This window comes from Bradyrhizobium sp. SK17, from assembly GCF_002831585.1.
Taxonomy (GTDB): Bacteria; Pseudomonadota; Alphaproteobacteria; order Rhizobiales; family Xanthobacteraceae; genus Bradyrhizobium.
Genome location: NZ_CP025113.1, coordinates 4,845,003 through 4,856,966, shown reverse-complemented (window position 1 = coordinate 4,856,966; position 11,964 = coordinate 4,845,003). Strand labels below are relative to the sequence as shown.

The window sequence follows — 11,964 nt, the reverse complement described above, 5'->3', positions numbered from 1 at the left end:
CCCGGCTGCATTAAGCCGAAGTTGCCAGCGCGTCCTTGGCCGCAGCGATATCGTTCGGGCCGCCGACGGACACGCCGACCGCGCCATCGGCGATGCGCTTGACCAGGCCGCTCAGCACCTTGCCGGCGCCGATCTCGAAGAACCGCGTCACCCCCTGCCCAGCCATATAGGCGACCGACTCGCGCCAGCGCACGGTCCCGGTGACCTGCTCGATCAGGCGGCGGCGAATCTCGTCGGGATCGGTGACGGCGGACGCCAGCACATTGGAGACCAGCGGCGCGGCCGGCGCCTTGATGGTGACGCCCGCGAGCGCCTGCGCCATCGCATCGGCCGCCGGCTGCATCAGCTTGCAGTGGAACGGCGCCGACACCGGCAGCAGCATCGCGCGCTTGGCGCCCTTGGTCTTGGCGATCTCGACGGCGCGATCGACCGCGGCCTTGTCGCCGGAGACCACCACCTGTCCGCCGCCATTGTCATTGGCCGCCTGGCAGACCTGACCCTGCGCCGCCTCATCGGCAACCGCCACGGCGGTCTCGTAGTCGAGCCCAAGCAGTGCGGCCATCGCACCGACGCCGACCGGCACCGCCTTCTGCATCGCCAGCCCGCGGGTCCGCAGCAGCTTCGCGGTGTCGCTGATCGTCAGGCTACCGGCCGCGGCCAACGCCGAATACTCGCCGAGCGAGTGCCCGGCAACGAAGGCCGCGTTGCGGCCGACCGAGAAGCCGGCTTCGCTCTCGAGCACGCGCAAGGTGGCGATCGAAACCGCCATCAGGGCAGGCTGGGCATTCTCGGTCAGTTGCAGCGTCTCGCCCGGACCATCCCAGATGATCGCGGTCAGCTTCTCGCCGAGAGCCGCATCGACCTCATCGAACACCGCCTTGGCGACCGGAAAGGCGTCGGCCAGGGCCTTGCCCATGCCAACCGCCTGCGAGCCCTGCCCGGGAAACGTAAAAGCTGCCGTCATCGGCGATCCCTACCTTGTTGAGCGTGATCTCCGCGCAGGCGCCGCGCCTGCCGCAGGGGAAAACGGTATCCGCGTCGCGCGAACCGCGCCACGGCGGGTCCGGGCAATCCCTTGCAATCAAGCCTTGCAACCGGCCCCGGACCGGGCCGTAAGACACTGATGGGAGGCGCGATGTCAAGCCACGCTGGCGGAACCCTGGGGATGCCGGGCTGGTTCGGCCCTAGAATCCACCGGCATTCTGGTCGGCGTTGACCTCGGCGCCGGCCCGCGCCCGGCGCGCGCTGTTGACCAATTGGCCCGGGCGGTCTTCCCGATCGGGCTTTGCGGTCGCAAGCCGCAGCACAGCCGTGTAGCCCGGCTGCACCTCCATCCGGTCGGCATAGCGGCTCCCGCTCAGGATGCGGTGCACGCGCGGCAGGTTGTAGCAGGGCACGTAGAACAGCAGATGATGCTCGAGGTGATAGTTCACGTAGTACGGTGCGATGAACAGCCGTTCGAGGACGTTGGCCCGCGTGGTTCGGGTGTTGCGCAGCGGATCGGAGCTGTCGGGCACGACGGCGTGTTCGGCGATGTTGCGGATGCGCGTGATCACCATCATCCAGGTCAACAACGGCACCAGCCACAGCAGCGGATAGGCCCACCACACGCCGGCAGCGGCAAGGCCCGCGAACAGCAGCGTGTTGGCGACGCATTGCGGCCCGAGCTTCTGCCAGAAGTTGGCGGCGCGCCGTGACAACGGCCACTCCTTCGGCCCGATCGCATTGAGCAGTTGCGCCTTGCGCTGCTGGTAGCCGGTCTGCCCGGTGATATCGCGGAAGAACTTGCGGCGGTAGCTCATCCTGGTGATCGGAAACGGCGCCGACAGCACGAGATCCGGATCGTCCTCCTGCTGCGTGCGGGCATGATGCTGCAAATGATAACGGCGATAGCCACGGGTTTCGGCGAAGATCGGATAGGCGCAGAACCACTGGCTCAGCGCGAGATTGGTCCTCTCGTCCGCCGAGAGACAGCCATGCGCGCCGTCATGCATCAGGATCGCAAGGCCGAGCTGACGCGAGCCGATGATGGCGACCGCGAGCAGATAGGTCAGCGGGTTGGGCCACCACGCGACCAGCGCGATCGCGCCCAGGATCAGCGCCCAGGCGTGCACGATCAAGGCGACGCCCTTCCACGTCGTGCGCTGTCGAACCGAAACCAGTTCGTCTTCGGTGAGGAAATCGCGGGCACGCATGCGAAGCGCGGTCATGAGCTGGTCTCCCCGTCCGGAGCGGATGAAGTATCGCGGTCGCCAACCAGGCGCAGGCGCGTCGTCTCAGCAGCCGATGTCGATGTTGCCTGCTCGCCGAGCGCGCGCAGCAATTCGCGGCACATCTCCTCAGCGCCGCGGCCCATCGCAAAACCTTCGACGATCACGCCAATCGCGATCGCCCAGAACCGCCGCGAACTCTCCTCCGGGGCGCGCAGCGAACGCCAGCCATGCCGCTCGACCTGGCCGGCATAGGCGCGCGCCCCTTCGCTATGCAGACGCTCGATGGTGCGCTCGACCAGCGGTGCGAGATCCTGCCGGCGTCGCGTCAGCGTCAGCGCCTCGGCGAAGAAGGCGACCGTGTCGGTCGCCGTCACGGTCGCGGCGAGCGCATGGGTGTAGTCCCGCGGCGTGCGGGCCTGAAGGGCGGCCTGCTCGGTGGCGCGCGCGAGGTAAAGCATGTCGCGGCTCGCGGCTTCGACGAACAGCGCCTCCTTGGTGCGGAAGTAGTAGGTGATCTGGCTTGGGAAGGCGTCGGCGGCCGCAGCGATGTCGGAGATCGAGGTACCGGAGAGCCCGCGCTCCTTGAACAGCCGGCTCGCGGCGTCGAGCAGCAGCGAACGCATCTTGCGCCCAGCCGACCGCGTCGCGCGCACCGCGTGCTTCGGATCGGGCGCAGACATGCCGCTGGCAGTCTCCGAACCCATCTGATCGTCCTCCCGAGATATTTGTATGATATACAAACAAAGAAATCAAGGCTGAACTGGGAAAAGTTGCGTTGATTGGCCTCGAGAGACTAAGCCCTATTGCCAATCCGGTGGCGGGCAAGGCTTGCCTTCCCAGCCAAAATCCGTATAAAGCGCGGCATTCGTGGGCTCCGGCCGGGAGCTGAACGGACGGTCTCAGCAAATTCACCCGTTGATTTTGATGTGGCAGGGCCAGTCGGCCCGTCGTCCCGTGCTCCCGCCTTCTGAGCAGCTCGAGTCCTTTCCGAAGGTCTCGAAGGGCTTGTCGCCGGAACCCGCGCCAACACAGGAAAGGACAACCATGCCTCTTTATGAGCATGTTTTTCTCGCGCGTCAGGATGCGAGCACCCAACAGGTGGATGAACTGACGGCCCAGATGACGGGTATCGTCGAACAGGGCGGCGGCAAGGTCACCAAGACCGAGAGCTGGGGCGTGCGCTCCCTCACCTACCGCATGAACAAGAACCGCAAGGCGCATTTCGTGCTGATGAACATCGACGCTCCGTCGGCTGTCGTCACCGAGATCGAGCGCCAGGAGCGGATCAACGAAGACGTCATCCGCTACCTCACCGTGCGCGTCGAAGAGCACGAGGAAGGCCCGTCGGCGATGATGCGCAAGGCCGACCGTGACCGCGAGCGCGATGACCGCGGTGGCGGCTTCCGTGGCGACCGTGAAGGCGGTGGCTTCCGTGGCGATCGCGAAGGCGGCGGCTTCCGCGGCGATCGTGGTCCGCGCCGTCCGCGCGACGAAGAAGCTGCGACCGAGGAGTAAAGAATCATGGCTGATGCTGGTGCCCGCCGTCCGTTTTTCCGTCGTCGCAAGTCCTGCCCGTTCACGGGCGCGAATGCGCCGAAGATCGACTACAAGGATTCCAAGCTGCTGATGCGTTACGTCTCCGAGCGCGGCAAGATCGTGCCGAGCCGCATCACGGCCGTCTCCGCCAAGAAGCAGCGTGAACTCGCCCGCGCCATCAAGCGCGCGCGTTTCCTCGGCCTCCTGCCCTACGTTATCCGCTAATCGTCTTCGGCCGGCGGTACACCGCCGGCCGCTCATTCTCATAAGGCTTCCGGGTCGTCCGGTCGCCGATGGTTGGGGTTCTCGATGCAGGACCCCTAACCGCTCGAAGGGGGCGGGACAGCTGATGATCGCGATACTCACCATTGGACTTGCAGCCGGCGCCGCGTCGGCGCTGATGTTCGCCTCGATCATTTCGGGTGCGGCGATCTCGATATTGCTGTTCTATCTCGCGCCGCTGCCGCTGATGGTGTCGGCGCTCGGCTGGGGCCCGCTGGCCGCCGCGATCGGCGGCGTCGCTGCGGCCTCGGTGCTCGGCGCGATCTTCGGGCTTCCCTACAGCATCGCGTTCGCCATGATGGTTGCCCTGCCTGGCTGGTGGCTCGGCCACCTCGCGCTGCTCGGCCGGCCGATCGAGAGCCCGGCGGCGGGCAATGGTGTCGGCCAGCAGCAGCCTGCATTCGAATGGTTCCCGGTCGGCCGCGTCCTGCTGTGGATCGCGGCTTTCGCTGTGATCACGACGAGCGGCGCGCTGCTCACCCTCGGCACGGATACCGACACGATCACCAGCACGTTGCGGCGCGGCTTGCTCAGAGTGCTCGGCGCCGGCGAAGCGCAAGCCAGCGGCGAGGTCGAGCGGCTGGTCGACATGCTGGTGATCTTCGCGCCGCTCGCGGCGACGGTCATCGCGATGGTCACGCTGACGCTCAACCTGTGGCTGGCCGGCAAGATCACGCAGACCTCCGGACGGCTGAACCGACCGTGGCCGGAGCTGCGCAGCACGGCGCTTCCCGCCATGACGCTGGTCGCGCTGCTGGTTGCGGCCGGGCTCAGCTTCGTCGGCGGCATGCTCGCCTTGCTCGCCCAGCTCGTCACCACGGCGCTGGTGATCGCCTATGCGCTCGTCGGCTTCGCGGTGCTGCACACCCTGACGCTGTCGCTCAGCAATCGCGGCTTCTGGCTCGGCGGCATCTACGCCGTCGTCGCCATGTTCGGCTGGCCGCTGGTGGCGATCTTCGCGCTTGGCATCGCGGACGCCGTGTTCGGACTGCGCCAGCGCTACCTTCAGACAAGACCGCCGCCGCTGCCCGCGGCATGAGATTTTCGATCCAACCACTTCAACCCGATACTTAAACATCTAAAGGAGAATCAACATGGAAGTCATTCTGCTGGAACGCGTCGCCAAGCTTGGGCAGATGGGCGAAGTCGTGCGCGTCAAGGACGGGTTCGCCCGCAACTTCCTGCTCAAGCGCGGTAAGGCGCTGCGCGCCACCGAGGCGAACCGCGCCAAGTATGACGGCATGAAGGCCGAGCTCGAGGCCAACAACATCAAGGCCAAGGGCGAAGCCTCCAAGGTCGCCGAGAAGATCGACGGCCGCGACATCGTCATCATCCGCCAGGCCTCCGAATCCGGCCAGCTGTTCGGCTCGGTCTCGGTGCGCGACATCGTGCTGGCGCTCGCCGCCGACGGCATCACCGTGGCGCGTCCGCAGGTCTGGCTCGACTCGCCGATCAAGGTGATCGGCCAGCAGAAGGTCACGATCGCGGTCCACCCCGAGGTCGAGACCAGCGTCAACGTGACGGTCGCCCGCTCTGCCGAAGAGGCCGAGCGGATCAAGCGCGGCGAGGACATCTCGACCCGCCAGGAAGACCAGGACGCGGCTGCCGAGGCGCTCGCCGCCGCCGGCGAATTCTTCGATCCGGAAGCCCAGCACGACGACGAAGAGGCGCCGGCTCCGGCTGCCGAAGAGAAGTAAGCTTTCGCTCCATCGCCCTACCAATCGAAGCCCGGCCGATCAGGCCGGGCTTTTGATTCGTGCCGCCGTCTTGTCATCGAGCATCGCGATCGACGCCCGCGCCGTCGCGGCACGCGTCTCCTTGCGGTCGACGACGCGGAACACCGCGCGACGTCGCTGCCGCGATCGTGGTGGCGTTAGTCGACCAGGAATCGGTCAAATGAAAACGCCGGACCTTGCGGCCCGGCGTTGGCGATTACTTCGAGGTCGGAGCCTCCGGCGGACCGGAACCTGCGGTCGGCGCCGGTGGCGGCGGCGGGGCAGTCGCAGTCACCGGCGGCGCGGCGGGCGCCGGCGTGGGAGATGCGGCCGCGGCCGGCTCAGGCGCGGGCGTCACTTGGGGAACCGGATCCGACCGCACAGGCGCGGTCTCGCTGCTGCTCTTGGGCTCGGCCTTGGGCGCATCGACTTTCGCCGTGTCTGGCTTGTCGGCCCCTCCGGCCGACTCGCCCTTCGGCGTCTCGTCCGACTTCGGCTCCTCGGTGGGCTTGCCGCGGCGACCGTGCTTCTGACGCGACGGCTTGCCCTCGCTGGCGGCCTGCGGCGTCTGGCCGTCCTCCGCCTTGGCGCCCTCCGGCGTCTCGCTCGGATGCGCCATGCGCTTCCCGCGGTGATGTCCCTCGGCCGGCGGGTTCAACCCGTCCGCATCGGGCTTGGCGCCTTCCGGCGTTGCCGCGCCCTGCCGCTGGCGGCGCGCCGGGCGCTCGGACGGCTGTTCGGGCGATTGGGTTGCCTCCTGGCGGCCTTCCCTGCCCTTGGCTCCCTTCGGCTGATCCTTGGCCTGATAGCGCGGATCATTGGCGCCGTTCGACATCAGATAGGTCGCAAGCACACCGGCCATGTCGCTGGACGTCGTGTAGTGCTGGCGCAGGAAGCCCGGCAACGAACCGGCCGGCACGGTCTTCAGGAGCCCGCGCGGGCTCTTGTGGCACGCCGTGCAGGTGTTCGCGAAAATCTGGGACGGGCTTTTGCCGGCTTCGAGGTTTTGCGCACGCACCGATCCAGCCGACAGGCCAATCAGAAGCGTCACCGTCGCCAGACTGAGGGCTCGGCTCAACATTCCTTAAGTCTCCAGATTCCGGAAAAATCGCCGCCCGCGCCTGATGGATCGGCCGCGGCGGTCACCTTTTAGCCGATTATCCTGCGAATGGAAGCGCACGCGTGACGCATCCACGCAATTGTCACATTTTGGAATATCGGCTTTGAGCACAACGCAATAGCGCGATCCAATTCCTAACCTATGTTTCGTGTGGGGACACATTGGGGTGATCAGCTCCGGTGGTGTCGGTGTGCAGCGTGCCGTTCCGTTGGTGTCTCGATGGACCGATTGTTGCGATACTTCTTGGGGCGTTTCATCCGCCGCGGTTCGATCAAGTTCACGACCGCGAGCGGCGCTCAATTCAACTGCGGTGACGGGACTGGCGTTCCGGTCGCGGTGCGCTTCCTGACCAGGGCGGCCGAAGTCCGCGTCCTGGTCGATCCCGAACTTTACCTCGGCGAAGCCTTCATGGACGGCACGTTCGTGGTCGAGCAAGGCACCATCGCCGACGTATTGGCCGTCTTGATGGGCCAGGCCGCGATGTTGCCGAATTTTGCCCGGCTACAGGCCTGGCTGCGCTTCCTCGGACGGCGCGCCCAGCAAATCAACGTACGCGGCCGGTCCAAAAGCAACGTCGCGCGCCATTACGATCTGGATGGCCGGCTCTATTCCCTCTTCCTCGATGCCGACAAGCAGTACAGCTGCGCCTATTTCGAGACACCGGATGCGACGCTGGACGATGCCCAGCTCGCCAAGAAGCGCCACCTCGCCGCGAAGCTTCTGATCAAGCCCGGCCAGCGCATTCTCGACATCGGCTCCGGCTGGGGCGGCCTCGGCCTCTATCTCGCCGAGATGAGCGGCGCCGACGTTACCGGGGTCACGCTGTCGACCGAGCAGTTGCAGATTTCCAACGCCCGTGCCGCCGAGCGGAGCCTGGCGCATTCGGCGCGCTTCCTGTTGCAGGACTACCGCGACATCCCGGGCCCGTTCGACCGTATCGTTTCGGTCGGCATGTTCGAGCATGTCGGGGTCGCCTATTACGAAACCTTCTTCAAGCGCTGCGCCGAGCTCCTCAGCGACGACGGTGTCATGATGCTGCATTCGATCGGCCGCTCGACCGGTCCCGATGTCACCAGCCCCTGGATCCGGAAATACATCTTCCCCGGCGGCTACATTCCGGCGCTGTCCGAGGTGATGCCGGCGATCGAGAAGGCCGGCCTCTTGATCTGCGACATGGAGATTCTACGTCTGCATTATGCCGAGACGCTGAAGGCTTGGCGCGAGCGCTTCATGGCGCGGCGCGAAGAGGCCGTGCGGCTGTACGACGAACGCTTTGCCCGGATGTGGGAATTCTATCTGGCGGCTTCGGAGATGTCGTTCCGGGTGCAGAACATGATGAACTTCCAGCTCCAGCTCACCAAGCGCCAGGGCGTGGTGCCGATGACACGTGACTATATCGGTCGCGAGGAGGCCCGCCTGCGGGTGAAGGAAGCCGACGCCGCCAAGCCCCGGCTGCAACTCGCCGGCGAATAATCCGAAACTGCGGAAACGGTCAGTTGCGCAGGCTGTAGGCCGAGCCGTGATGCGCGAAGGTCGGGGTTGGGCGCGCCAGATGGGCCTTGGCGGCCGAGATCAGACCGCGATCGCAGGAAACGCTCCGGACCTCCGGGCGCGCCGCCTGCTCCATGGCGCCGACCAGCGCCACGAGCCAACGCCGGTCTCGGCCACTCGGGCGGCCAACTGCAAATCGCGCCGTCTGAAACTCTTGAGCCATCGCCGCCGTATCTTTTCTTTCGTGAGCGAAGACAACCCGGAATTCGCCGGGTCGTTCCCGCCTACTTGCCGCAAAGAAAATGCGGCACGTGTGACCTGCTTCACAGAGGTCCGTTCCGGTTTGTCGTAGTGGTCCGGAATGACCCGAGAAACGCACCAGACGATGTTGGACCCGCAGCGCGACCTCGTGACCGACTACGCCCTGATCGCGACCGGCGTGGCGGCTGCCTTGATTGCATTGGCCTTCCTCATTTTGGTCTGAGGAACTGGCCCTAACGGCCAAACAACGTCTCAGTTGGTGCGGCGGCCCGGAAAAAGGTTCAGGCCGCCAGGAACCCCCGCCACATGCGCCGCCGATCGGCGGCCCTCCCCGCGAATCCCGACCAAACCGCGTCAAGCGGAATGCACCCGGCTGTACCGGATTCACACATTGCGTTGTGTGAATCGTGCATAAGGCACATCCGAGCTTTCGCTTTGTGGCCGGCTGGCGCTTGATCGCCGCCCCATATCCGGAAATCCCAATAACGACGAAATCAGAAGAATAAACTCGTCCATGGCCTTGATCGATTCGAACGTCCACAAGCTCGCGCCCGATGCCGCAAACCCGGCCTATCGGAGTGCGCCGCACAACATCGAAGCGGAACAGGGACTGCTGGGCGCGATCCTGGTCAATAACGACGCCTTCTACCGGGTCTCCGATTTCCTGGAGCCGAAGCACTTCTTCGAAGCCATCCACCAGCAGATCTATGAAACGGCCGGCAGTCTGATCCGGATGGGCAAGGTCGCGAATCCCGTGACCTTGAAGACGTTCCTGCCAGCCGAACTCGACCTGGGCGGCATGACGGTCAGCCAGTACCTCGCTCGGCTCGCCGCCGAAGCGACCACCATCATCAACGCGCAGGACTACGGACGTACCGTCTATGATCTCAGCCTGCGCCGCAACCTGATCCAGATCGGCGAGGAAATCGTCAACGTCGCCTACGACGCACCGGTCGATTTTGCCCCGCGCGCGCAGATCGAGGATGCCGAGCGGCAACTCTACAGCCTTGCCGAAACCGGCCGCTACGATGGCGGCTTCCAGCGCTTCGCGGATGCGCTCACGGTCGCCGTTGATATGGCGGCGAAGGCATTCCAGCGCGACGGCAAGCTGTCGGGCATCTCGACCGGCCTGCGCGATCTCGACGCCCGCATGGGTGGCTTGCAACCCTCCGACCTCATCGTACTCGCCGGCCGCCCGGGCATGGGCAAAACGTCGCTCGCCACCAACATCGCCTACAACATCGCCAAGGCCTATGTGCCCGAGGTGCAGGCGGACGGCACCACCAAGGCAGTCAACGGCGGCTGTGTCGGCTTCTTCTCCTGCGAAATGAGCGGCGAGCAGCTCGCCACCCGTATTCTCGCCGAACGCACCGGCATCCCATCGAGCCATATCCGCCGCGGCGGCATTTCCGAACTCGATTTCGAGAAGATCCGCGACTGTTCGATCGAGTTGCAGTCGCTGCCGTTCTATGTCGACGAAACCGGCGGCCTCTCGATCTCGCAGCTCACCGCCCGCGCCCGCCGCCTCAAGCGGCAGAGGGGCCTCGACCTGATCGTAATCGACTACATCCAGCTCTTGCAGGGCTCGGGCAAGAAGGGCAATGACAACCGCGTTCAGGAAATCACCGAGATCACCACAAATCTGAAGGCGCTGGCGAAAGAGCTGAACGTCCCGGTCATCGCGCTGTCGCAGCTCTCGCGTCAGGTCGAAAACCGCGACGACAAGCGCCCCCAGCTTTCCGACCTTCGTGAATCCGGTTCGATCGAGCAGGACGCCGACGTCGTGATGTTCGTGTATCGCGAGGAATACTACCTCGCCAACAAGGAGCCGCGCCCCGGCACCCCCGAGCACGAGAAATGGCAGATGGAGCTGGAACTGGCCCATGGTAAGGCCGAAGTCATCATCGGCAAGCAGCGCCACGGTCCGACCGGCACCGTCGAACTGCACTTCGAGGCCAGCGTCACCCGGTTCGGCGATCTCGCACCCGACGGTCAAATTCCGGATCACTCCCATTGATTCCGGGACGCGGTTGAACGCCGCAAGCCGCGCGCGTACAACTTCGCCATGAACATCATGACCGACGCGAAATCGCAGCTGACGCCCGAAGCCAATCTGCTGGCGGCCCATCCGACCGCCACCGGCATCCTGACCGTCGACCTCGACGCCATCATCGCCAATTGGCGCAAGCTCGAAAAGACCGCGGTGCCGGCCGAATGCGCCGCCGTGGTCAAGGCCAACGCCTATGGCTGCGGCGCCGAGCAGGTGTCGCGCGCGCTGGCCAAGGCCGGCTGCAAGACCTTCTTCGTCGCCACCGTCGAGGAGGCCGCCGTGGTCCGCGCGGCGGCGCCGCAGGCGACGGTCTACGCGCTCGGCGGCTTCTTCCAGCAGACCGGCGACGCCTACGCCAAGATCGACTGCAAGCCGGTCATCGGCGATCTCAATGAGCTTGCCGAGTGGGACGTGTTCTGCCGCCGCTCCGGCTGGTCCGGTGGCGCGGCTGTTCATATCGACACCGGCATGAACCGGCTCGGGCTCACGATCAGCGAGGCGCAGGGCATCATCCCCCGCATCAATGCCGGCGACCACGGCATCACGCTGGTCATGAGCCATCTGGTTTCCGCGGAGTCGCTCAACAGCCCCGTGAATGCAAAACAGCTTGCGAGCTTCCGCGAGATCGCAAGCCTGTTCACCGGCGTGCCGGCCTCGCTGGCGAACTCCTCCGGCGTGTTCCTCGGCGCCCAATTCCAGTTCGAGATGGTGCGTCCGGGCTGTGCGCTCTACGGCGTCAATCCGACGCCGGAGGCCGACAACCCGATGCTGCCTGTGGTCGACCTCAAGGCGCGCATCGTGCAGATCCGCAATATCGAACGCGGCGAGACCGTCGGCTATGGCGGCACCTGGACCGCGCGGCGGCCGACCCGGCTTGCGATCGTCGCGGCGGGCTACGCCGACGGCTATTTCCGCGCCGCCAGCGCCAATGACGGCACCCGCGGCGCCGAGGTCGTGGTCGCCGGCAAGCGCTGCCCGATCGCCGGCCGCGTCTCGATGGACTTGATCGCAGTCGATATCACCGATCTCGACAAGAACGCCGCGCGGCGCGGCCACATGGTGACGCTGATCGGCGAAGGCATCACCGTCGACGAGGTGGCGCATCATTTCGGCACCATCGGCTACGAGGTGCTGACCAGCCTCGGCCGCCGCTTCGTGCGCATCTACAAGGGCGGCGACGCGGTCGCCGCGGGCGACGCCGCCGCCGAGAAGAGTGAGCCTGCCGCGGCGCAAGCCGCGCCGCCGACCTTGCCGACAGCAACGCCCGCGGCGCCGCCGCCACTGCCGTCCGCCTGA

The 11,964-nt window shown here is 65.8% G+C and carries 13 protein-coding genes; 8 read left to right on the top strand and 5 right to left on the bottom strand.

Going from position 1 to position 11,964, the window contains the following annotated elements; translation table 11 throughout:
* Positions 1-10 precede the first annotated feature (10 nt).
* The 3 genes from fabD to CWS35_RS22225 form a co-directional block, all read right to left on the bottom strand.
* Positions 11-964, bottom strand: a complete 954-nt coding sequence (gene fabD, locus CWS35_RS22235) for an ACP S-malonyltransferase (RefSeq protein WP_100953772.1) — start codon at positions 962-964, stop codon at positions 11-13.
* A gap of 220 nt (positions 965-1,184) precedes the next feature.
* Positions 1,185-2,210 (bottom strand): fatty acid desaturase family protein, encoded by a 1,026-nt coding sequence (locus tag CWS35_RS22230; RefSeq protein ID WP_024581465.1) that lies wholly within the window; start codon positions 2,208-2,210, stop codon positions 1,185-1,187.
* Positions 2,207-2,917 (bottom strand): TetR/AcrR family transcriptional regulator C-terminal domain-containing protein, encoded by a 711-nt coding sequence (locus tag CWS35_RS22225; RefSeq protein ID WP_024581464.1) that lies wholly within the window; start codon positions 2,915-2,917, stop codon positions 2,207-2,209. The genes CWS35_RS22230 and CWS35_RS22225 overlap by 4 nt, the downstream gene beginning before the upstream one ends.
* A gap of 340 nt (positions 2,918-3,257) precedes the next feature.
* On the opposite strand from CWS35_RS22225, the gene rpsF reads away from it, so the two are divergent.
* The 4 genes from rpsF (at position 3,258) to rplI (ending at position 5,728) form a co-directional block, all read left to right on the top strand.
* Positions 3,258-3,728 carry a 30S ribosomal protein S6 gene (gene rpsF / locus CWS35_RS22220; RefSeq protein ID WP_024581463.1) on the top strand — a complete coding sequence of 157 codons (471 nt, stop codon included), beginning with the start codon at positions 3,258-3,260 and terminating at the stop codon, positions 3,726-3,728.
* 6 nt (positions 3,729-3,734) lie between these two features.
* Positions 3,735-3,974 (top strand): 30S ribosomal protein S18, encoded by a 240-nt coding sequence (rpsR, locus tag CWS35_RS22215; RefSeq protein WP_016844287.1) that lies wholly within the window; start codon positions 3,735-3,737, stop codon positions 3,972-3,974.
* Positions 3,975-4,098: 124 nt separating this feature from the next.
* A complete protein-coding gene (locus CWS35_RS22210; protein ID WP_100953770.1) occupies positions 4,099-5,070 on the top strand; it encodes a DUF2232 domain-containing protein in 972 nt (323 codons plus the stop codon).
* A 55-nt stretch (positions 5,071-5,125) separates the two neighbouring features.
* Entirely contained in the window at positions 5,126-5,728 is a 603-nt protein-coding gene (gene rplI, locus CWS35_RS22205) for a 50S ribosomal protein L9 (protein ID WP_100953768.1), read from the top strand.
* A 235-nt stretch (positions 5,729-5,963) separates the two neighbouring features.
* On the opposite strand, the gene CWS35_RS22195 is transcribed toward rplI, so the two are convergent.
* Entirely contained in the window at positions 5,964-6,827 is an 864-nt protein-coding gene (locus CWS35_RS22195; RefSeq protein WP_100953766.1) for a hypothetical protein, read from the bottom strand.
* A 258-nt stretch (positions 6,828-7,085) separates the two neighbouring features.
* On the opposite strand from CWS35_RS22195, the gene CWS35_RS22190 reads away from it, so the two are divergent.
* The gene (locus CWS35_RS22190) at positions 7,086-8,339 is read left to right on the top strand and encodes a cyclopropane-fatty-acyl-phospholipid synthase family protein (RefSeq protein WP_100953764.1); all 1,254 of its coding nucleotides are present in this window, start codon (positions 7,086-7,088) and stop codon (positions 8,337-8,339) included.
* 19 nt (positions 8,340-8,358) lie between these two features.
* Here CWS35_RS22190 and CWS35_RS22185 read toward each other — a convergent pair whose 3' ends face one another.
* Positions 8,359-8,580: a hypothetical protein gene (locus CWS35_RS22185; RefSeq protein WP_100953762.1), complete on the bottom strand. Its 222-nt coding sequence runs from the start codon at positions 8,578-8,580 to the stop codon at positions 8,359-8,361.
* A gap of 138 nt (positions 8,581-8,718) precedes the next feature.
* Between CWS35_RS22185 and CWS35_RS40430 the strand changes: the two genes are divergently transcribed.
* The 3 genes from CWS35_RS40430 to alr all read left to right on the top strand — a co-directional run bounded on the left by CWS35_RS40430 (position 8,719) and on the right by alr (position 11,964).
* A complete protein-coding gene (locus tag CWS35_RS40430) occupies positions 8,719-8,841 on the top strand; it encodes a hypothetical protein (RefSeq protein ID WP_256372062.1) in 123 nt (40 codons plus the stop codon).
* 291 nt (positions 8,842-9,132) lie between these two features.
* On the top strand, positions 9,133-10,635 hold the full coding sequence (locus CWS35_RS22180; RefSeq protein ID WP_024581457.1) for a replicative DNA helicase: 1,503 nt from the start codon (positions 9,133-9,135) through the stop codon (positions 10,633-10,635).
* Between the two features lie 48 nt (positions 10,636-10,683).
* Complete coding sequence (gene alr / locus CWS35_RS22175) at positions 10,684-11,964, top strand: alanine racemase (RefSeq protein WP_024581456.1); 1,281 nt, start codon at positions 10,684-10,686, stop codon at positions 11,962-11,964.